Annotated in this window: 21 protein-coding genes; 7 read left to right on the top strand and 14 right to left on the bottom strand. The window is 60.2% G+C overall.

What is annotated here, in order from left to right; all coding sequences use genetic code 11:
* Positions 1–88: 88 nt before the first annotated feature.
* The 6 genes from H035_RS0100660 to H035_RS21625 form a co-directional block, all read right to left on the bottom strand.
* Complete coding sequence (locus tag H035_RS0100660) at positions 89–484, bottom strand: type II toxin-antitoxin system VapC family toxin (protein ID WP_022947086.1); 396 nt, start codon at positions 482–484, stop codon at positions 89–91.
* Positions 472–699, bottom strand: coding sequence for a type II toxin-antitoxin system Phd/YefM family antitoxin (locus tag H035_RS0100655; RefSeq protein ID WP_022947085.1), 228 nt, complete (start codon positions 697–699; stop codon positions 472–474). The genes H035_RS0100660 and H035_RS0100655 overlap by 13 nt, the downstream gene beginning before the upstream one ends.
* A 454-nt stretch (positions 700–1,153) precedes the next feature.
* Positions 1,154–4,375: an efflux RND transporter permease subunit gene (locus H035_RS0100650; RefSeq protein WP_022947084.1), complete on the bottom strand. Its 3,222-nt coding sequence runs from the start codon at positions 4,373–4,375 to the stop codon at positions 1,154–1,156.
* Positions 4,369–5,865, bottom strand: a complete 1,497-nt coding sequence (locus H035_RS0100645) for an efflux RND transporter periplasmic adaptor subunit (RefSeq protein ID WP_022947083.1) — start codon at positions 5,863–5,865, stop codon at positions 4,369–4,371. The genes H035_RS0100650 and H035_RS0100645 overlap by 7 nt, the downstream gene beginning before the upstream one ends.
* Positions 5,862–7,175, bottom strand: coding sequence for a TolC family protein (locus H035_RS17550; RefSeq protein ID WP_022947082.1), 1,314 nt, complete (start codon positions 7,173–7,175; stop codon positions 5,862–5,864). The genes H035_RS0100645 and H035_RS17550 overlap by 4 nt, the downstream gene beginning before the upstream one ends.
* A 151-nt stretch (positions 7,176–7,326) precedes the next feature.
* Positions 7,327–7,752, bottom strand: a complete 426-nt coding sequence (locus H035_RS21625; protein WP_152485932.1) for a hypothetical protein — start codon at positions 7,750–7,752, stop codon at positions 7,327–7,329.
* A 203-nt stretch (positions 7,753–7,955) separates the two neighbouring features.
* Between H035_RS21625 and H035_RS17545 the strand changes: the two genes are divergently transcribed.
* Positions 7,956–8,228, top strand: a complete 273-nt coding sequence (locus H035_RS17545) for a YnfA family protein (protein ID WP_022947079.1) — start codon at positions 7,956–7,958, stop codon at positions 8,226–8,228.
* Here H035_RS17545 and H035_RS17540 read toward each other — a convergent pair.
* From H035_RS17540 to H035_RS17525, 5 genes are all read right to left on the bottom strand, one after another.
* Positions 8,225–9,067 (bottom strand): multicopper oxidase domain-containing protein, encoded by an 843-nt coding sequence (locus H035_RS17540; protein WP_200861514.1) that lies wholly within the window; start codon positions 9,065–9,067, stop codon positions 8,225–8,227. The two genes, H035_RS17545 and H035_RS17540, sit on opposite strands and share 4 nt — an antisense overlap.
* Positions 9,025–9,351 carry a cupredoxin domain-containing protein gene (locus tag H035_RS22110; RefSeq protein ID WP_200861513.1) on the bottom strand — a complete coding sequence of 109 codons (327 nt, stop codon included), beginning with the start codon at positions 9,349–9,351 and terminating at the stop codon, positions 9,025–9,027. The genes H035_RS17540 and H035_RS22110 overlap by 43 nt, the downstream gene beginning before the upstream one ends.
* 11 nt (positions 9,352–9,362) lie before the next feature.
* A complete protein-coding gene (locus tag H035_RS17535) occupies positions 9,363–9,923 on the bottom strand; it encodes a TlpA family protein disulfide reductase (RefSeq protein WP_051149712.1) in 561 nt (186 codons plus the stop codon).
* Positions 9,924–9,927: 4 nt separating this feature from the next.
* Positions 9,928–10,974, bottom strand: a complete 1,047-nt coding sequence (locus tag H035_RS17530; protein ID WP_152485931.1) for a sialidase family protein — start codon at positions 10,972–10,974, stop codon at positions 9,928–9,930.
* A 98-nt stretch (positions 10,975–11,072) separates the two neighbouring features.
* Positions 11,073–12,092, bottom strand: coding sequence for a transporter (locus H035_RS17525; protein WP_022947077.1), 1,020 nt, complete (start codon positions 12,090–12,092; stop codon positions 11,073–11,075).
* Positions 12,093–12,471: 379 nt separating this feature from the next.
* Between H035_RS17525 and H035_RS17520 the strand changes: the two genes are divergently transcribed.
* The 3 genes from H035_RS17520 to H035_RS0100590 are packed head-to-tail and all read left to right on the top strand — an operon-like array spanning position 12,472 to position 13,928.
* The gene (locus tag H035_RS17520) at positions 12,472–12,750 is read left to right on the top strand and encodes a ferritin-like domain-containing protein (protein WP_235044523.1); all 279 of its coding nucleotides are present in this window, start codon (positions 12,472–12,474) and stop codon (positions 12,748–12,750) included.
* 11 nt (positions 12,751–12,761) lie between these two features.
* Positions 12,762–13,082: a cupredoxin domain-containing protein gene (locus tag H035_RS0100595; protein WP_022947076.1), complete on the top strand. Its 321-nt coding sequence runs from the start codon at positions 12,762–12,764 to the stop codon at positions 13,080–13,082.
* A gap of 21 nt (positions 13,083–13,103) precedes the next feature.
* Positions 13,104–13,928, top strand: a complete 825-nt coding sequence (locus tag H035_RS0100590) for an FTR1 family iron permease (RefSeq protein ID WP_022947075.1) — start codon at positions 13,104–13,106, stop codon at positions 13,926–13,928.
* A 254-nt stretch (positions 13,929–14,182) separates the two neighbouring features.
* On the opposite strand, the gene H035_RS0100585 is transcribed toward H035_RS0100590, so the two are convergent.
* Positions 14,183–15,205, bottom strand: coding sequence for a multicopper oxidase domain-containing protein (locus H035_RS0100585; protein WP_200861512.1), 1,023 nt, complete (start codon positions 15,203–15,205; stop codon positions 14,183–14,185).
* Between the two features lie 504 nt (positions 15,206–15,709).
* Here H035_RS0100585 and H035_RS0100575 point away from each other — a divergent pair.
* From H035_RS0100575 to H035_RS17515, 3 genes are all read left to right on the top strand, one after another.
* The gene (locus tag H035_RS0100575; RefSeq protein WP_022947072.1) at positions 15,710–16,003 is read left to right on the top strand and encodes a hypothetical protein; all 294 of its coding nucleotides are present in this window, start codon (positions 15,710–15,712) and stop codon (positions 16,001–16,003) included.
* Positions 16,004–16,244: 241 nt separating this feature from the next.
* On the top strand, positions 16,245–16,412 hold the full coding sequence (locus tag H035_RS21115; RefSeq protein WP_200861511.1) for a hypothetical protein: 168 nt from the start codon (positions 16,245–16,247) through the stop codon (positions 16,410–16,412).
* Complete coding sequence (locus H035_RS17515; protein ID WP_051149709.1) at positions 16,409–16,822, top strand: type II toxin-antitoxin system VapC family toxin; 414 nt, start codon at positions 16,409–16,411, stop codon at positions 16,820–16,822. The genes H035_RS21115 and H035_RS17515 overlap by 4 nt, the downstream gene beginning before the upstream one ends.
* Here the strand turns inward: H035_RS17515 and H035_RS0100560 are convergent.
* Entirely contained in the window at positions 16,819–19,086 is a 2,268-nt protein-coding gene (locus H035_RS0100560) for an NADP-dependent malic enzyme (protein ID WP_022947070.1), read from the bottom strand. The genes H035_RS17515 and H035_RS0100560 overlap by 4 nt on opposite strands.
* Positions 19,061–19,522 (bottom strand): Hg(II)-responsive transcriptional regulator, encoded by a 462-nt coding sequence (merR, locus tag H035_RS17510; RefSeq protein ID WP_022947069.1) that lies wholly within the window; start codon positions 19,520–19,522, stop codon positions 19,061–19,063. The genes H035_RS0100560 and merR overlap by 26 nt, the downstream gene beginning before the upstream one ends.
* Positions 19,523–19,716 lie beyond the last annotated feature (194 nt).

Below are 19,716 nucleotides of genomic sequence, written 5' to 3'. Positions count from 1 at the left end.
CCCCTCTCCCGCTGGCGGGAGAGGGGTGGGATGCACCACCATTCCAGCACACACCGGGTTCATTCCGATAGGGTCGATACGATCCATGTCAACGCTGACCCCAAATTGCTCGCCCATAATTGGCGTGAATGGTCGCGTCCTTCGTCACCAAGAGCGCATTAAATAGATTTGCCTGAGCCACAATGAGCCGGTCGAAAGGATCTCTAGTCCAGGTTTGTGATTCCGCCTCGCGCACGATCGCGGGAAAAGCGGCTTTGCAAACCACCAGCCCCAAAGCCGATGCCAAGGCATCGAGGACCGGAAGCGGAGGTTTTCCCACCCGTCCGATCTCAAATAGATACTGGAGTTCGAGCCGTACCATCGGCGAAATACGAATATCATCGTTTTGCTCGAGCAGATGACCCACCCGCTGCGGTACCGCATCCCGCCCATAGGCATACAACCAAGCCACGACATGAGTATCCAAATAAATCAGGGATGCCATTCCTGTGACCAATCCATGTGCACGATGTCCTCGGGCGAAACTTTGAGATAGTCGGCATGGGGTTTGAGCAAATCCAGTTTTCCTTCCCGCTCGACCGTAATACGCAGACGCTGCCCCTTGCGCTCAATTTCAACCGGATTCCCCGATTCAATGACTCGATCAAGAATTCGATACAGATTGGCCCGCAGCCGCGACGGAGAAAGACATTCGATCATAAGGATTGCCCCTGTAATCTCAGTCGTTATAATCGTACGCAATTGTATCAATGCTGTACGACTTTGTCCTGGAAAACAGGCAAAAAAGACTGGGGCAACGGTGTCCAGTCTTATATGGCACCGGAAACTCCCGCTGGCGGCCGACGCTCTTCATCGGTGATATCCGTCATGGTCGCGCTACCGACTCGGAGAATTAAGAATTCAATGGATGCTGAAAACCATGCAGGCGCTGATACGCACTTCTCTGTACTATGGCTCGCTATTGGGCAAAACATTCCAGGTCACTGCTTCGCTTAATCTTGAACCGGTGCTCAAATCAAGATTTCTCTCCCGTTTCCGGTTGCGCCATGCAACCGAGCTAGGTCCGCGCCGAGGGGCGGAGTGGCGGGCAGGGAAAGAAGATCGTCCCGTTCGAGGATTTCCGGCGTGAGTGATCCGGGGCAGCGGCCTACCCCTACGGTTCGGCCTTCACCCCACCGCCGAACCCTACTTTCATCTTCCAAATCGCAAATATTGCCGGAAAAACGATCAACACCATCACCAGTGCGGACACCACGCCGCCGATCATGGGGGCGGCGATGCGTTGCATCACGTCGGCGCCGCTGCCGGTGCTCCACAGGATGGGCACCAGTCCCAGAAAGGTGGACAGGCCGGTCATGAGAATCGGCCGGATACGCTGGCCGGCCCCGATTTGGATCGCCTCGTTCAGATCCGCGCGGGTGGCGAGCCGCTGCTCGGCCAAGCGGTCACGGTAGGCCAGGTCCAGATACACCATCATCAGCAGGCCGAGTTCCACGGCCAGTCCGGCGACCGCAATCATGCCCACCCAGACGGCGACGCTCAGCTTGTAGTCGAGTAGCCAAAGCAGCCATACCGCGCCGATGAGCGAAAACGGCACGCTCAGCATGATGATCAGGGTTTCGGTGATTGACCCACGGTGCAGCAGCAGCATGAAGAAGATTAAGAATCCCGTCAGGGGAACCAGGAGCTTGAGCTTCGCCTTGGCCCGTTCGAAATACTGGAACTGCCCGGCCCAGGCCAGGCGGTAGCCGGCGGGGATGTCCACCCGGTCGGCCACTACCTGCTTGGCGAGCGCCACGTAGTCCGCGATCCCGATCGTGGGTTTGACGTCCACGAAAACGAAACCGGTGAGCTGCCCGTCCTCGCTGCGGATCGCCGGCGGGCCGGTGCGAAACTCGATGTCGGCCACCTGGGTGATGGGAATCTGGGCGCCCGTGGGCGTCGGTACCAGTACCCGCTTCAGGGCCTCGACGTTGTCGCGGTAGTCGCGGGCGTAGCGCACCAGGATATTGAACCGCTGCCGGCCTTCCACGGTTTCCGATACCACCATACCGCCCATGGCGGCCATGATCACCCGCTCCACGTCGCCCACGTTAAGCCCGAACCGGGCCGCCGCCACACGATCGACGGTGAAGTCGAGAAAGTAGCCGCCGGTGGTGCGTTCGGCGAAGGCGCTGCCGGTATGGGGCCGGGTCCGGGAATCGGCCTGCAACGCCTCTTCTATGGCCACGCCGGTTTCCTCGATGGTCTTGAGATCCGGACCGAACACTTTGATGCCCAGCGCCGAACGGATGCCGGTGGCGAGCATCTCGGTGCGCGTCTGGATAGGCATCCAGAAGATGTTGGGCATCCCCGGAAAGCGCAGCTTCCGATCCATCTCCCGGATCAGCCCGTCCCAGGTCAGTCCCTCGCGCCACTGTTCTTTGGGCTTGAGCGTCACCACCGTTTCCACCATGGACAGGGGGGCGGGATCGGTGGCGCTGGTGGAGCGGCCCACCTTCCCGAACACCCGTTCCACTTCCGGGATGCCGGCGATGATCCGGTCCATGGTCTGCAGAGTCGAGGTCGCCTCGGTGATGGACATGCCCGGCAGCGCTGTGGGCATGTAGAGGATGGATCCTTCGTTGAGCGGCGGCATGAACTCGCTTTCGAGCGAATGCAGCGGGATCACGGTCACCACCAGGGCGGCGACGGCGACGCCCACCAACACCCAGCGCAGCTTGACCGCCAGGCGCACGATGGGCCGGTAACCGGCCACCAGCCATTGATTGAGCCTGCTGCGGTCGGCGGGGATCTTGCCCCGAATCAGCCACACCACCAGCGCCGGCACCAGGGTGATGGATAGCAGGGCCGCAAATGCCATGGAGTAGGTCTTGGTGAAAGCCAGGGGTTTGAACAAACGGCCTTCCGTGCCCTCCAGGGCGAACACCGGCAGGAAGGAGACGGTGATGATCAGCAGCGAGAAGAAGATGCTGGGACCCACCTGCTGCATCGCCTCGATGATCACCTGCGTGCGCGACTTGGCCTTCTCCTCCGGATCGGCATCCTCCGCCTGCCGGCGGTTCAAGCGCTTGTGTACATTCTCGATGATGACGATGGCCGCATCCACCATGGCGCCGATGGCCACCGCGATGCCGCCCAGCGACATGATGTTGGCGGTCAGTCCCTGATAGTACATGGGAATGAACGCCATCAGCACCGCCACCGGCAGGGTGATCACCGCGACCGGGATCGAGCGCAGGTGCAACAGGAACACGGCGATCACCAGCGAGACGATGACCATCTCCTCGATGAGGGTCTCCTTGAGGGTGGCGATGGCTTGCTTGATCAAGGTCGAGCGGTCGTAGACCGGTACGATGGCCACCCCTTCGGGCAGTCCTGGACGGATATCGGCCAGGCGCTGCTTGACCCGATTGATCACCGCCAGGGCGTTCTCGCCGTAGCGCATCACCACGATCCCGCCCACCGTCACCCCCTCGCCGTCGAGCTCGGCTTGGCCGCGCTGCATGGCCGGGCCCAGCGCCACATGGCCCACATCCTTGACCGTGACCGGCACGCCGCCGGGCGTGGTCTTGAGCACCACCTTCTCCAAGTCGGCCACCGAATGCACGTAGCCGCGACCGCGGATGAACTGCTCGTGGCCGGCCACCTCCAGAATCCGCCCGCCCACGTCGTTGTTGGAATCACGCACCGCCGCGATCACGCGCTGAAGGGGAATGTCGTAGGAGGCCAGCTGGTTGGGATCGACACTGATCTGGTACTCGCGCTCGAATCCACCTACCGATGCCACTTCAGCAACGCCTTCGACAGACTCCAAGGCATAGCGCAGGTTGAAGTCCTGCAGCGCGCGCAGTTCGTCGAGGCCGCGCTTGCCGCCGGTGTCCTTGAGCGCGTATTGATAAACCCAACCCACACCGGTGGCGTCGGGACCGAGGGTGGGATTGACGCCTTCGGGCAGGTCGGCGGTGGCGCTGTCCAGATACTCCAACACCCGCGAGCGCGCCCAGTACATGTCCACGCCGTCGTCGAAGATCACATAGACGAAGCTCAGACCGAAGAAGCTCTGGCCGCGCACGTAGTTCACGCCGGGGGCGGCCAGCAGGGTGGTGGTGAGAGGATAGGTGATCTGGTCTTCCACCAGATCCGAGCTGCGCCCGGGCCATTCGGTAAACACGATCACCTGGACGTCGGACAGGTCGGGGATGGCGTCAAGCGGCGCCCGCATCAATGCCAGATAACCCCAGACGGCGAGCGCGCCGACGGTCACCATCGTCAGGAGCGGGTTGCGCGCGCAGTAGCCGATCAGCCGCTTAAGCCAGCCGGCGTTGTCGGCTTCCTGCGGCGGGAGATGGGGTCCGTGGGCGTGATTTACCATTGTTCGATCCCCGCCTTGAGCCGGCTTTCCGAGGCGATCAGGAAATTGCCGGAGGTCACCACCCGGTCACCGGGATCGAGTCCGCTCAGAATCTCGATGCGCCCCCCGGCACGCTGGCCGGTTTCGACCCGACGCGGGGAAAGCCGACCGCCGCCGAGATCCTCGAACACCACCCGGGTATCGCCGGCGATGATCACCGCCTCCTCGGGCACGGTCAGCCGCTTGCCGAGGTCGGCCTCGAGCTTGACCTCGGCGTACATGTCCGGCTTGAGCACGCCGTCGGGGTTGGCGAGCACGATCCGGATTCGCCCGGTGCGGCTTTGGCCTTCGAGGTAGGGATAGACGTAATCCACCGCCCCTTCAAAGCTTTGCCCGGGAAGATAAGGCAAGCGCACCGTGGCCGACATGCCCGGTTGCACCAGCGGCAACTCGGACTCGTACACGTTGGCCTCCACCCACACCCGCGACAGATCGGCGATGCGCATCAGAGTCGTGCCGGCCTTTTGGGCGGTGCCTTCGACGATGTGCCTGGTCACCACGGTACCGCTTCTGGGCGCGTGGATGGGTACATAGTCGTAGGGCACTCCGCGGCGTTCCAGGGCCGCGATCTCCCTCGCCTGCATGTCCCACAGCGACAGCCGCTTGCGCGCCGCCGCCAACAGAGCGCCGGCCGCATCGCTGCGCCGGGCGCGGCGCTTGAGCTCCAGGTATTCCTGCTGGGCGGCGAGCAGCTCCGGACCGTAGACGGTGAACAGGGGCCGGCCCTTTTTCACCGTCGCGCCCACGTAGTCGACGTACAGCTCGCCGATCCAGGCGTCGAACTTGAGGGTGACGTCGGCAAGCAAGGTCTCATCATAGGTCACCCGGCCCACGGCGCGGATGACGCGCCGCATGTCCGTCACCCGGGCCTCGCCGATCTTTACTCCGATGAGCTGGCGGCGGCTCGGGTCCAGGGTCACCGTGCCGGGCGGGGCTGGTTCCGGAGCGGTGGCGGTTTCCGGCTGCAGGGGCGTCGCCCCCGACGAAAGCTGCAGACCCCGGCGACCGGTCGCCATGTCCAGGGTCAGGCGGGTCCCGCCCAGTCCGGATTTCTTTATGCGCAGGGTGAGAGGCCAACTGCCTTCCATGGAAAGATCGAACGTGCCTTCGTACAACCCCGACCGGATTTCCCGCATCTCCGCCGGCGCCTGCATCGCCGGCATCGCGCCCATGGCGGGCATCTCGGCGACGGCTTCTAAGGCGGCGCCGCCGACGGGATCGCCGGCCTCGTCCTTAAGGACGATCCACAGCCGGTTGGCACCCACCCGAGGCGTGGCGGGGATCCCCTCGATGCCGATCCTGAAAGGACCCGAGCGGTATTGCGGTCGCAAGCCGGTCGTTTCCGGAGGCTTGACGGGAGGTGCGCCGGGCGACTGATAATGCAAACCGATCAAGATGCCGAGCGCCAGCAGCGCCATCCCTGCAAGACCCCATACGAATGAGCGGATCATGGCTTGGCCTCGAAGTTGGATGCCTCAAAGGCATCCGCCATCGGGGCGCCCACCCGGCGTTCAAGTTCCGCCAAGCGGCGCAGATAATCGGCGCGTACCCGCGCCAAGCCGTCCTCGGTACGCAATCGTTCGCGCTCGGCGTCGATCACGTTGATGAAGGGGCCCGCCCCGGCGCGGTAATCGGCGCGGGCGGCGGCCAGGCTGTCGCGGGCGAGTGGCAGCAATCGGCGCCGGTATGCGCCGATGATCGCTTCGGTTTCCTGGACCCCCGACCGAGCCGCCTCGATCTCGCCCAAAAGCTGCGCCTCGCGCTCGGTAAGTTGCCAGCGCCGCTGCTGCAGTTCGGCGCGCGCGGCATCGAGCGCGGCGGAGCGTTTGCCGCCGTAGTTAAGCGGCAGGTTGATCCCGAACCCCACCGTCCAGCGTTTGTCGGTATCCTCCCAAAGATTGTTGTAAGCGGCCTTCACGCGGAAATCGGGATAGAAATCCTTCCGCGCCAGGTCCTTTTGCGCCTCGGCCTCGGCTACCTGCGCGCGCAGCCGAGCGAGGGCGGGATGCGTCTGGACGGCGATCCGTTGCAGCGCGGCCAGCCGGGGCGGGGAGACCGGTCCGGGCAGAGGCGCCGGCGGCGGTACCTTGGCCTGTGACGGTCGGTTCAAGAGGGCATTGATGCGCGCCCGGGTTTCCTTGCGGCGGCGCTCCAGGGTTAACGCAGCGGTCGCCAGGCGGGTCCGCGCCACCTCGGCCTGGAGAGCGTCCTGCTGGCCGGCGAGACCCGCGGCGTAGCGGGTCTCGGCGATGTGGCGAAGATCCTCCAACAGGCGGCGGTGCACCCTATTAATCGCCAGCGCCCGGTGCACGTAGGCCCATTCGCTGAACAGGGATTTCGCCGCCGCGCCCACCTCGAGGCGCCACTCGCCGGTGTCCTGAATCGCCGCCGCCGCCCGCCGGCGCGCCGCCACTTGCCGCAACCCGAGTTTGCCCGGCCACGGCAGAGGCTGGCTGAGCTCGACCACCTGCTGAAACTTGCGGCGGCTGTCGGCGGTCGCGGGGGCGAAGGCATAGTTTAGGGTCGGGTCGTCCAGTGCTCCGGCGGGGGCGACCCGAAATTGCGCCGCTTGGGCTGCCGCCTCCCGCGCCTTGACCCCTGGATTGCGGGTCAAGGCCAGGCGACTGAGCGCCTCGGCGGTGACGGAATTTCGGCCGTCAAAAAGCTTGTCACTTGTCCCCCGCGCAGGCAACGCCAGCACATGCCATAGAATCAGAATCGAAACCGCCTGCCTTAGCAGGTTGCGAGTGAGGGAAACCATGTCACGCCTCCGTTATCGACACAGACCACCGTAGATGATGCGTCGCATATAACAATCTATCCCAAAATTGGAAAGTTTCCTGGAGGTGAGGGGGATGGCGTTCCCCGAACACCATCCCCTCACCAAAGCGATATGCCTTTTGGAATAGGCTTTAAATGCGAAAGCGTTGGGTAACGAGATAGGTGCGGGATCCGGCGCACCACGCCGGTGGATCGGCTCGCCATCGAGGGTTGGGGAGCGGAGGGGGCTGCAGAAGAGCGATCGAAGGGGTGGGCGCTGCCGGCGGCGGCCGGGGCGCTTCCAGAAGCAGCACCTGAAAAACATGGTCAGCCGGCGCCGAGGCCAGGCCATCGTCCGCGATCTCATGGGCAACATCGCAGCAACCGGTTGGGCCCTCGGGCTTTCGATGGGGACAGCCGCCTCCGTGCTTGCAATGCCCCTCCTCATGGCAGCAGCATACATATTGTTTTCTGCCATCCATGAGCTGACAGGCGAACACCGTGCGCAGCGGCGCTCCCAACCCCGCCAGGACCAGGAGGACGATGACAATGCGGCGAAAGGATGAATGATCAAGCATTAGGCAAATGCTAGCATAGTGGAATACTTAAAGGGGATCAATCGCCGGCGGTTCCAAAACCTATGGTGCAGAAAGTCTCCGGTTAACCGGGTTATCGCGGTTGCCTTCGACGGCGACCACGCATTCGCCATCAGTAGTGATGCGGCTGCCGCCACGCTCTCCTTGAGGAACTCGCGGCGCGAGACGCCTGACTGGCCCATCCTTTGAGCTCGGCGTCGATTTTCGACCGCGCTCCCGGATCGAGCTGGCTGCTCGTGCCGGCGGCGATCAGTCTTGGCCTGTTCGCTTGGCTGCTAACCCTGCATCCAACCGCGGCCGGCAGGACGTATGCGGCCTATGGCGGTGTCTACGTCGCCACCGCCACGCTGTGGCTATGGCTGGTGGACGATCAACCGCTATGCACAACCGATATCGTGGGCGCCGCGATGGCAATCACCGGGATGGGCGTCATCTTTCTTGGAGCTCGGGCTGACTAGCGTCCAGATGGAGGAGTTCGGATTAACTGAATTCCGCCTGAAGCCCGTTTCTTTTCCAGCACTTCACTCGAAGTCGACCGACCGGAATAGATGTTCTTCTTGGCGGAACCCGTCACTTTCAGCGACCCCCATGCGCCCCGATCCATCCGCGCCAGGGCGTGATCGACCAGGGTATAGCTTCCGGGGACTTCCACCTTGAATTCGATCATCGCCGCGCCGCCCGCCGGGATGAGGGTGGTCTGTATATTCTCGAGAGGCCGGGTGGTGGAGGCTTCCGGCCAGACACGGTCGAAAATTTCCCCGATGAGATGGAGGGAGGAAACCTTGGTTACGCCGGCATTGCCCACGAACAGGCGGATCGTCTCGCCTACCTCGGCGGTTAAAGGATGATCGACCAGCGCTCCCGTCCTGCCGTTGAAGACGACGTAATCGGGTTTTTCTTCCAGCATCTTGATTCTAGAGAAAGACTGAAACCCCTTTGCCCCCATCGGCCCTTGCGTATAAAGCTCTCCCTGGACCAAATAAAATTCACGATCCACTTCAGGCAGCCCTCCTTTGCGTTCCACCAGAATCAGGCCGTACATTCCGTTGGCGATATGCACCGGCGGGTCACCCGCCGCGCAATGGTAAATATACAAACCGGGCTTTAACGCCTTGAACTTGAAGCGCTTGGTCTCCCCCGGTTTGGCTCGGGTAAGTGGCGCCCCACCGCCGGGACCGGTCACTGCATGGAGATCGATGTCATGTTCGTGGGTGCTGGTGGAGTCGTTGAACAGGCTCAGCTCGACGGTGTCGCCTACCCGGACCCGCAACAGGGGACGCGGTCGTTGAAGGTCCAATAGGGATAGCGGATGCCGGGAGCGATTTCGGCGATCACCTCCCTGGCGGTAAGCTTTATCTGAATGGTCTTTGGTTCAGGGCGCTTGACCGGCGGTGGAACATCTCCCGGTTTGCGGCTGATATCGGCGACTTGTTTGAAGTTTTCAGGATGGAGAACTTCATGTCCATGGGCTTGGCCCGACGGGCCGAAGCCGATGGTTTCCAAGGGATGCGAGGAAGCAGCCGGATCATGTTCCACCTCGGGTGCGGCAACCGCCGTCGCTCCAGAAAAAATGCCCCCCATGATCGACCCAACTATCGGTTTCCTAAGCATTTTGCTTGTTTTTGCTCGACTCGAACAGCTTTAGCATACACAAGACGCGGCACTGAAATCCATTCTGAACTTTGCGACAAAGTTCTCAGCCAGGCCTCGATCTGTTTCGGCTTGAGCGGCCCGCTGTATCCGACCCTTTTTCCGTCGGGCAGGTAAAAATAACTTCGGGGAAGCTCCCCGTACCAACCGGGATCGATCTCATAGCGCAGTCGCATGTCATTGGCCGTTCTGAAAATCCAGCTTTCGGTCTGGTCCAAGTCGTAACGGGCAAGGAGTTGTTCCGCCTCCTCGGCCCTCGTCTCGCCATCGGTGGCGATCAGCACCAAATCGAGTTTGGGATTCGCCTGGAGGGTTTCCCCCAATAACTTGAGCTCTCTCCGGCAGGGCGGGCAGTCCAGCGACCATAATATCAGCAGAAACGGCGCTCTATGCCGGTCGCGGATTTCTTCCATGCTCCCGGCTGAAAACAAGCGGGGGGCGTTTGCGCAAACCGGCGGCAACCCGGTCAGAAGCAGGACAACAACAAAAAGACGCAGCAACATGAGATCACTCGGAAATCGGAATTAGCCGATAATCGGCCTCTGTATTCCAGGATAGATAGATTTTATCTTTCCAGGCCAGTAAAAACGGATAATCGGCAGCTTCTTGACTGGCGGTCAGAACCCGGGCAGTCGACCAGGTCCGTCCCCGGTCCCGGGAACGGATCATTTTCACCCGGGTCCGGCGACCGTCGAATTCCTGCCAGACCAGCACCACTTGTCGCCCCCGGGCGAGGAGGTCGGGGTGACCGGCCAGCGCCCCGGGATTTCCGATCGGCAGGGGATCGGAAACCGCTTTGCCACGATCGTCGCTCCGGGTGTAAAACAAACCCTGCCGATTGCGGCCCTGGGTGAACCAAACCATGTGCACGCGATCTCGGGGACCGATGGCGAGCGCCGGGCCGTGTTCGGGACAGGCCTCCAGGTGCCACTCGTCGAAGCTGACCCGACGGATAACGGGGCTTTCGGGCTCTGAGGGAAAAATCAAACCATGGTCGCGGATCACGCCCGGATAGACGAATCGGGTCATGAGCACCGGACGCCGGGCGGAATCGAACGCCAGGGCGATGCGGCAACATTCGCACTGGCGGTCGGCGACAATGCGACCTTGGGGCGGGGATGAGAGATCGGATAACACCGCCCCGTGCAAGGAAGAACCGGTTTGGGAAGCGGCTTTTCCCTGGTGCCAAAAAAGGTAGAAGGTATTCTCGGCCGCCCCCAGCTTGGCCTGGTACGTCTTAACGCGGGCGTGGGGGACGATACGCTGCGGAGGTGAAAAATGCCGACCGCCGTCACGGGAGGTGCTGTAATACACGATCCACGGAATTGAAGAGCCGGCGACGGCATAGATCACCATGATCCGTCCGGATTCATCGATAGCGATGGCCGGCCGGTCTTCCGAAGTGGCGCGGATCGCCCGAGGTTCCGGGTTGATGGGGACGGGGTTGCTGAAGTTTTGGCCTTTGTCCTCGGAATGATCCACATAAACGTGGTTATGTCCGGCGATCACCCGCCATAGCCGCCCATCGGGGGCAAAAGCGGTTGAGACCACCAATCCCTGTTCCGCGGCGATTGGCTTCGAGTCAAAACGCGGCGCGCAAGAGGCGAGACATAGCGCGAGTAATCCTCCGATCAACCAATGGTTCCACATGGCTAAAAGAAAAAGTTGAGCGTTCCCACCAATCGATAATCGAGGTTGTCTTGGGTTCCGTTGAGGTCATCCACGACCGGAATTCCGAAGGAGACGCCTACGTTGGTATGCCGGCCCAACAGAAGGCGGGCGCCGGGCGACAGGTAGCCTTGGAGACCGCCCGAGCTGTCTTTGTTGCGACCGCTGATGCGGGTATTATCCAACCACCGGCCGTTGAATTCCAAGATTAAATCCATGCCCACCCCGCCGGTACCGCGAAAGAAATACTCTTCCCTTCTATCAAGCCCGCCTAGGGGCAACCGATAGGATAGAGAAGCATTATAGCTGAAGTTATCGCCCAAATCCGTCTCCTGACTGCCTTCGGTGACCACGGTATAGACCGCGCTGGCGTTGAAGGTAAAGTCCTCTAAGCGTTGGTCGAAAGCGGCGAAGTTTTGGGTGTAGGAGAGACCAAAAATGCCGTCCCACGAACCGGAACCCGGTTGCAGCTCGGCCTCGAGTCTCTCCCCTTCCCGGCTACGCCGGTCGGTCATTCCGCTGGGGGTTTTAAGCCCTAGGATCAGACCGGCGTGGACATTGTACCGAGGGAGGTGCAGGAAACGGTACTGGCTAAAAGCGATTAAATCTCCGATGCCGTCCGAGTCCCCCAAATTGACGACGCCTTCCTCTTCCCCTTCGCGGATATTTTCAAATCGCCTGTAGAAAGGAAGGCGAACTCCCAGGGTGAGATTTTCGGTCAAGCCATAGGCAAAAAGCAGGGAATTGTCCAAGAGCGAATCCACGCTTTCATCCGCCTCTTCTTCCAGCAATTGACTTGCCGAGAGGGTGTTAAATTTAACGAATTCTGTCCGCACTCCGCCGGCGAAGTGGCCTTGAGGAATGGGAATCGCAGTCTCGGTATTGATCGGTGCGGACAAAGTGCCGGCACCCAGCGCCAAGGCGCTGGTATGGGTGGCGAAAACGGGCAGGGATATAGCCCCGGCGGCGGCACCAATGAAGATGGAAAACGATTTTACGGACATGATTTCTCCATTTTTTAAAATCATTAAGCAAAAATCTAGGCCACATTGGCAAGTTTTAACCCCCCCCCTTTCAAGGCTTTTGATATCTTCCCACAAAGAGCGAAGGCATGGCGCCAACGGAGGGAAATTCGGTTGGTTGGTGCGGATTTTGGGTGTTTTCGACTTTGTCAAATGTATGTCATACAATCAGTATGGAAATATGAGCAGCGAGGACCGAATCGAAATCGGTCGGCATGGCCAGGAAAGGCAATCAACGCTTCGCGGTCCAAATTTGAAACAGGGAGGCACATGATGAAGGGGAATGACAAGGTTATTGAGCGTCTGAATGAATTATTGGCGGGTGAACTGACGGCGATGGATCAGTTTCATCCATTCACGCATGTATCGCGATTGGGGCTTCCACAGGCTGTATGAGCGGGTCGATCATGAGATGACCGATGAAACGCGGCACGCCGATCGCTTGATTCGGCGCATCTTGTTCCTGGAAGGCGCACCCGACCTTTCCCGGCGAGCACCGCTGAAGGTTGGAAAAGAGGTTGCGGAGATGCTGGAGAACGATCTGGAGCTGGAATTGAAGGTGGTGACGTCGCTGAAACAAAATTTGTATCTTATTTTAGGGAAAATTACAATAATGAAATTGAAAACGAATATCATTTAAAAAGGTGAGCGATGGGTAAAATGTTTGCAGCGGTGACATTGGGGATTGCCATTCCTTTTTTGGCCATGGCTTCCACCTATGAGGTGAATATCAAAGATCATCGATTTGACCCTACCACATTGACCATCCCCGCCGGAGAAAGAGTAAAGCTTATGGTCAATAATCTCGATCCGACTGTCGAGGAGTTTGAAGGAGAGAACTTTGACGTGGAGAAGATAATCCCCGGCAAGAGCAAGGCGGCGGTGTTTGTCGGCCCGCTCGAACCGGGAGAGTATGAATTTATCGGTGAGTTTCACCGAGACACTGCGAAAGGCAAGCTGATCGTCGAGTAATAGCCAAGAGGTCCTATATCCATGCTGGGTACCGCTGTCATCGTCTTTCGAGAAGTCCTGGAGGCGGCCCTGATTGTCTCCATTCTCATGGCCGCCACCGCTGGCGTGCGTAGCCGAAATGTTTGGGTCGGCACCGGCGTCCTATTGGGCTTGGGTGCCGCTTTCGGGGTGGCCTTGTTTGCCGGGGAGATCGCAGGGGCATTCCAGGGGGTAGGTCAGGAATTGTTTAACGCCACCGTTCTCCTGACGGCGGTAACGATGCTGGCATGGCATAACATCTGGATGTCCCAGCATTCCAAAAAGATTGTTGCTCACCTCAAAGAGGTGGGGGCGCAAATCAGTGGCGGATCGTTGCCCCTCGGCTATCTGACGATTACCGCCGGGCTGGCCGTCATGCGAGAAGGTTCCGAAGTCGTCTTGTTCATGTACGGCGTCGCCGCGGGAGACAGCTCGCCGGTGGAGATGTTGAGCGGCGGTCTACTGGGCGCAGCCGGCGGAGTGGCAGTGGGGAGCTTGCTCTACTTGGGGCTGGTGCGTATCCCGGTCAAGTGGCTGTTCCGAGTGACCGGGTGGATCATTCTTTTACTAGCCGCCGGTCTTGCCGCATCTGCCGCAGGCTACCTGAGTCAGGCGGGTCTACTGCCCAGTCAAGCCCCCTTGTGGAATACCGGCGATATCCTTTCCGAAAAATCCGTGATCGGTCAACTGTTGCATATTCTGATCGGTTATCAGGCCCGGCCCACCGCTATTCAAGTGGCTTTTTATCTGGCCACAATGGCGCTGATCGGGGCGGGAATGAAGTGGATCGGCCGCGAACCGGGACGCCGTCTCCAGCAAGTCTCTTAAAGTCCGTTTCAAAACTCGTGGTTTGCGGTTCAGGGTAATCGCGCATGCCTTGATCTCCCGCTGGCGGGAGGGATGGGGTGAGGGTGGTTTAAATCAATAATACCCTTCACTTCAATTAGATCCACCCTCTTCCTAACCTTCTCCATCCTGGAGGGAGAAGGGACTCTACTTGAGTCATTCCCAGACGGAGAGGAAATTAAGGTGATGTCGTGCCTCGCAGGCTTATACGGTATATCGGGTTTTGAAACAGACTGTCAGGGGATCACCCGGTAAACGGCGGCCATTCCCGCCTCAAAATGATCGTTGACGTGGCAGTGGAACATCCACGTGCCGGGGTTGTCGGCGGGCATCTCCACGTTGAGCTGGGTGGCGGGGAGGAGGTTGACCACATCCAATCGTCTGCCGGCGCCGTCGATTACCGTATGGCCGTGCCAGTGGGGGGTATGCAGATCGACTTCATTGCCCAAACCTAATAAATGCCAGCGCACCTTGTCGCCAACTCGCATGGTCAGCCCCGGCAGATCGCCGTAAAGATAACCGTTGATGGTGTGCATCAGATTGCTTTCCTGAAAATCTTCTTTCGCCGGGTCGGCTTGAGGCGCGTAAGTGCGGATATTTTTCCCGGCCAGAAAGCTGGCGTTCTCGTCGAATACCTTGAACAGCGCCACGAACTCCCTATCTATCCCAAGGGCTTTGCCGTCGGGTCCTAATGTGCCGCGGCGGTAAATCAGGATGGGGCCGATCAACCCGGCATTGGTCTCCGCCGTCGTCTGGTTGTGGGAGTGATACAGCCAGGCGATGCTGTCGGGATCGCCCGGCCCGGGACCCGCCCTCTGAGGTACTTGCCATGTGTATACCCACCTCGCTCCCGACGGCACTCGATCGTCGCCCTTGGCCTGACCTTGGGTGCCATCCGCATAAGGGGTGCCCTCGTTTTCCTTAGTATAGAGCACCCCGTGGGGATGGAGGGAGACGGGATGATCGGTCTTGTTTTTAAATACGACTCGGATGGTTTCCCCCACTTCGGCCTGAATCGGCGGCCCAAGGATGCCCAGATGGGTCCATGCCTCCGCTCTTTTCGCGCGCCGGGAAAAGGTGGCGTCGGCATAAGCCACATAGCGCGCCTTGAGATAGCGTCGCCCGATAAATTGCTTGCCGTCTCCGGCCACAAAAATCTTTTGCTCCTCGGTGAACGGCTTGCCGGTAAGCCGGTTACGAGGATAAGAAGGGGCATAGTCCCATGCCGCTTCTTCGGCGGCGATGTAATAAGTTCGCACCGCCGACGCCGGAGTCCTTCCTCCTTGGAGGGCACATCCGGCCAGCAAAGATAAACAAATTACGATCAAGCGTTTTCCGACCCGATCGAGCCACCTTGTGATCACCCCGCAAACCTCTCTTAAATACGAACGTTTCTCATTATACTTATTGGTATTTGATTAGTCTAGACACAGCCTTTTCCTATAATCACGAATGTCGGACCCGGTATTTCCAATATACGGCCCCGACTTGTTAAGTTGAAGGATAATGATTATCATTTATCTTCAAAGATTAAGAAGAGGTATTCCAATGACTGAATCCCCCAGGCGGGTGGCGCCGACAACCACAAACCGGAAGTTTTTCCCTCCGAAGCGGCAAACCGTTTCAGCTGCTTCCCAAAACAAGCCTGGCCGCCTTCGTCGGCGGAGTATTTAGATTGGTTACCAATGAAGCAGAACGGCAAGGATACAAGGAAACTAACCGGAATCTGATGCCGGCATTTTAATAAACCTAGGGAGGCGAGCATGAGTGACTATCAAGACAATTCCCATCAAAACCAACCGGATTTTCTTACCCTGGTTTCAGTCATCAGCCATCTGATGACCTGTTACAGCCTCAGGCCCTGTCCGATTCTGGCCAGGAAGGTGGAACAACACCTGAGGATGCTGCTGGAATCGGAGTGCGGCGAAGAGCTACGTGATTGGCGGAGGGTGTTCGAACAGCTGCACTTTCAATGGATACGCCTGTCTTCCGGATCGTCGATCAAGTGGGGAGAAAAGTTTGCCGAGACCACCGCAGCGGATGTGAGGAAACATTGAATGTCGCCGACTCCGGCCTTGAGCAGACGGCGAGCGAGCCCCCTTCCCCATCAGCGCGAAGTGGGCAAGGTACCGATGGGTCGTCGCTCCATTTCCGCAACCCATCGAACAGGCACGATTAGCGTGATATCATGATTCCTGGTTGATATCATGACCTTGGGCCATGCCAAGAACCATCATTAGCCTTAGCGAAACCGAAAAAGCCTGGCTGACGCGGCAGGCTGAGACAGAGCACGTTCCGATGACCGAAATCGTCCGCCGTGCGTTGCAGCTCTATCGACGTCAAACCGAACAACCACCGCAGCCCGGGTTTGAGGAACTTCTCGAAAAAACGCGCGGCATTTGGTCCGAAAAGGACGGGCTCGACTACCAAATCCGAATTCGCAGCGAATGGGAAGCGGACCGATGACCTATTTGCTGGATTCGGTGATCCTCATCGACCATTTCAATGGTGTTGAAGCGGCAACCCGGTATCTGAAGGAAAATGCTCGGGAAATTGCCATTTCTGTCATTACCCGCGCCGAAGTACTGACCGGTTTTAGCTTGGAGCGGGAAACGCTGGCGAAAGCACTGCTCGACAGAATCCCGCATTATCCGGTGACCAAGGACGAGGCGGACTTGGCGGCTAGTCTTCGCCGTCAGCTGCGCTGGAAACTTCCCGATGCTTTACAAGCCGCTGTTGCCCTCCATCACCGCCTCAAGCTGGTCACCCGCAATACCAAGGGATTTCAACCCGGCGCAGCACCCTTTCGTCGTGGTTCCGTATACCTTGGATCGATCTTCATCATGAAGTCTATCAACGGCCCCTTTTCTTATTAGCGGTCGGCCGCTCTGGCGGCGGCGATGGCCGCCATGTTGACAATGTCGTCCACACCGGCCCCGGTCTGGAGCACATGCACTTGATGCGGCAGACCCAAGAGAATCGGTCCGATCGCCCGGCCGCCGCCCAACTCGCGCAGCAGCTTGTAGCTGATGTTGCCCGCCTGCATGGTCGGGAAAATCAGCACGTTGGCTGGCGCTTTCAGTTTGCTGAAGGGATAGTTCGCGAGGATCTCGGCGTTGACGGCGGTATCGGCCTGCATCTCCCCGTCCACCGTCAGATCCGGCCACCGCCGGTGCAGGATTCGGGTGGCCTCGGCCACTTTCCGCGTTTCCCCCAGTTCGACGCTGCCGAAATTGGAGAAGGAAAGCATCGCCACCTTGGGTTCGAATCCCAGCGAATCGGCCGTCTCCGCGGAAAGCCTGGCCAATTCCGCCAACTCTTCGGCGGTCATCTCCACATTGACGGTACAATCGGCCAGAAAATAGGAACGATGCTCCATCACCATGATATACATGCCGTAGACATGGTGGCGATTGCCGGAAGCATCCCGGCCGAGCACCCTGAGCACCGGACGCAGCACATTGGGATAGTGCTCGGTGCGGCCGGAAAGCATGCCGTCGGCAATCCCCTGTCTGACCATCATCGCCCCCAGGGTATGAGAATCCTGCCGCAAGGCCTTGAACGCATCGTTGCGCAGCACGCCGTGCCTTTGCCGGTCGGCATAGTAGGCCTCGGCAAGCTCGGTGAACCGCCGATTCTCGAGGGTGGGGTCGACCACTTCCATGGCCCCCGGATCGAGCCCGGCCTCCGCGCAGAGGGTTTTTACCCGATCGATGCGGCCGATCACAATGGGCATGGCGATCTCCGTCTCCCGCATCTCGATGGCGGCGCGAAGCACCGTTTCGTCCTCTCCCTCGGCAAGCACCAGGCGGATCGGATTGCGGCGCGCCTTTTCCTGTATCAGGCGCATGAAAACGCGCGCTTGATCGATGCGGCCGGCCAGTTGCTGGCGGTAGGCCTTCAGATCCCGGATCGGTCTGCGCGCCACCCCGCTGTCGGTCGCCGCCTCGGCGACCGCTGCGGGCACCACTTCGATCAGGCGGGGATCGAAAGGTTTGGGAAGAATATACGCCGGCCCGAAACGGAGCTTCTTCTTGCCGTAAGCTTTCAGCACCGAATCGGGAACGTCTTCGCGGGCGAGCTCGGCCAGCGCATGGACGGCGGCCAGCTTCATCGCCTCGTTGAAGGCGGTTGCCCCGGCATCCAGCGCCCCCCGGAAGAGGAAAGGAAACCCCAGGACGTTGTTGACCTGGTTGGGGTGATCGGAGCGGCCCGTGGCCATGATCAAATCGTTGCGGGTCTGCATGGCCAGGTCATAGGCGATTTCCGGCTCGGGATTGGCCAGGGCGAACACGACGGGCCGCTCGGCCATGGATTGGAGCATGGCGGGAGTCACCACATTCCCCCGGGAGAGACCGATGAAGACGTCGGCGCCGCGCATGGCCTCCTCCAGGGTGCGCTCCGGCCGGTCGGTGGCGAAATAGGCCTTATGTTCAGGCAACGCCTCGTCCCGGTGCCGGTGGATGACGCCTTGGGTATCCAGGAAGAGGATGTGGTCGCGCGGGGCGCCCAACTCCTCGAGCAGCTTCATACAGGCAAAGCCTGCCGCGCCCGCCCCCAGGCAGACGATCGTGCAGTCGGCGAGATTTTTCCGCTGCAGATGGAGGGCGTTGATCAGGCCGGCCGCGGTGATCACGGCGGTGCCGTGCTGGTCGTCGTGGAGCACCGGAATGTGGACCCGCCGCCTGAGTTCCCGCTCCACGATGAAGCACTCGGGCGCCCGGATATCCTCGAGATTGATGCCGCCGAAGGTGGGTTCCAGGCGGGCGATCGTTTCCACCAACCGCATCGGATCGGCCTCATCGATTTCAATGTCGAACACATCGATATCGGCAAAGCGTTTGAACAGCACCCCCTTGCCTTCCATGACCGGCTTGCTGGCCAGCGCGCCGATGTTGCCGAGACCGAGCACGGCCGAACCGTTGCTGATGACGCCGACCAGATTCGAGCGGGCGGTATATTCGCCGGCGAGTCCGGGATCGCGGGCAATCTCCAGGCAGGGAGCGGCCACCCCCGGGGAATAGGCCAGCGCCAGATCGCGCTGGGTCAGACACGGTTTGGTGGAGCGGACGCTGATTTTCCCCGGCGTCGGCAGGCGGTGATACGCCAGGGCATCAAGGTTTATCGTCTCCTTGGGCATAAGACTTCCTCTGGGTGTTTTGCGCCCCCGCACCGATCCGCAGCGAGGTTGTCAGCGGGCAGGAAACATTTTTCTGGCGCGTCCGGCAGGCGTGCGCCAAGTCCGCCAGGGTCTGCTCCATGCGCTTCAAATCCGTCAGCTTCCCGCGCACGTCGGCGAGTTTACGCTCCGCCAGCCGGCGGATCTCGTCGCAATGCTCCCCGTCCTCCAGGGACAGCAGCTCGGCGACCTCGTCCAGGCTGAATCCCAACCGCTGGGCCGATTTAACAAACCCGAGCCGGGCCGCATCCGCCTCGCTGTAGCGGCGAATGCCGCCGCAGGGCCTTGCCGGCACCGGCATCAGCCCTTTGCGCTGGTAAAACCGGATGGTCTCCACGTTGACGCCGGCAACTTGGGCGAGGGCGCCGATGGTCAGTGTGTTCGAATGATTCCCCACGCCGCTTGACTCCGTACTCGACTACGGAAATAAGCTTACTCCGTCCATTCGGCTTTGGAAAGGAGGATTTGATGGCGACACCCTCCCGAGAGTCATCCCCCGGCGGCGTGGCGCTGGTGGCCATGATTCTGGCCGGGCGGCACATCTTCCAGCCGGCGGGGGTCCTGCCGACCGGGTGATGTCTGCGCCAACCC

It is taken from the genome of Methylohalobius crimeensis 10Ki (genome assembly GCF_000421465.1).
Classification (GTDB): domain Bacteria; phylum Pseudomonadota; class Gammaproteobacteria; order Methylococcales; family Methylothermaceae; genus Methylohalobius; species Methylohalobius crimeensis.
This window is presented reverse-complemented; position numbering and strand designations above follow the sequence as displayed.

What these genes read in the sequence shown, in the direction of transcription:
- H035_RS21625 (WP_152485932.1), bottom strand. Translation starts at nt 7,752, where the DNA reads ATGCTTGATCATTCATCCTTTCGCCGCATTGTCATCGTCCTCCTGGTC.
- H035_RS17525 (WP_022947077.1), bottom strand. Translation starts at nt 12,092, where the DNA reads ATGTCCGTAAAATCGTTTTCCATCTTCATTGGTGCCGCCGCCGGGGCT.
- H035_RS0100655 (WP_022947085.1), bottom strand. Translation starts at nt 699, where the DNA reads ATGATCGAATGTCTTTCTCCGTCGCGGCTGCGGGCCAATCTGTATCGA.
- H035_RS17520 (WP_235044523.1), top strand. Translation starts at nt 12,472, where the DNA reads ATGTATCGCGATTGGGGCTTCCACAGGCTGTATGAGCGGGTCGATCAT.
- H035_RS0100575 (WP_022947072.1), top strand. Translation starts at nt 15,710, where the DNA reads ATGAGTGACTATCAAGACAATTCCCATCAAAACCAACCGGATTTTCTT.
- H035_RS0100645 (WP_022947083.1), bottom strand. Translation starts at nt 5,865, where the DNA reads ATGATCCGCTCATTCGTATGGGGTCTTGCAGGGATGGCGCTGCTGGCG.
- H035_RS0100595 (WP_022947076.1), top strand. Translation starts at nt 12,762, where the DNA reads ATGGGTAAAATGTTTGCAGCGGTGACATTGGGGATTGCCATTCCTTTT.
- H035_RS0100560 (WP_022947070.1), bottom strand. Translation starts at nt 19,086, where the DNA reads ATGCCCAAGGAGACGATAAACCTTGATGCCCTGGCGTATCACCGCCTG.
- H035_RS0100660 (WP_022947086.1), bottom strand. Translation starts at nt 484, where the DNA reads ATGGCATCCCTGATTTATTTGGATACTCATGTCGTGGCTTGGTTGTAT.
- H035_RS0100590 (WP_022947075.1), top strand. Translation starts at nt 13,104, where the DNA reads ATGCTGGGTACCGCTGTCATCGTCTTTCGAGAAGTCCTGGAGGCGGCC.
- H035_RS0100650 (WP_022947084.1), bottom strand. Translation starts at nt 4,375, where the DNA reads ATGGTAAATCACGCCCACGGACCCCATCTCCCGCCGCAGGAAGCCGAC.
- H035_RS21115 (WP_200861511.1), top strand. Translation starts at nt 16,245, where the DNA reads ATGACCGAAATCGTCCGCCGTGCGTTGCAGCTCTATCGACGTCAAACC.
- H035_RS17550 (WP_022947082.1), bottom strand. Translation starts at nt 7,175, where the DNA reads ATGGTTTCCCTCACTCGCAACCTGCTAAGGCAGGCGGTTTCGATTCTG.
- H035_RS17515 (WP_051149709.1), top strand. Translation starts at nt 16,409, where the DNA reads ATGACCTATTTGCTGGATTCGGTGATCCTCATCGACCATTTCAATGGT.
- H035_RS17535 (WP_051149712.1), bottom strand. Translation starts at nt 9,923, where the DNA reads ATGTTGCTGCGTCTTTTTGTTGTTGTCCTGCTTCTGACCGGGTTGCCG.
- H035_RS22110 (WP_200861513.1), bottom strand. Translation starts at nt 9,351, where the DNA reads ATGGGGGGCATTTTTTCTGGAGCGACGGCGGTTGCCGCACCCGAGGTG.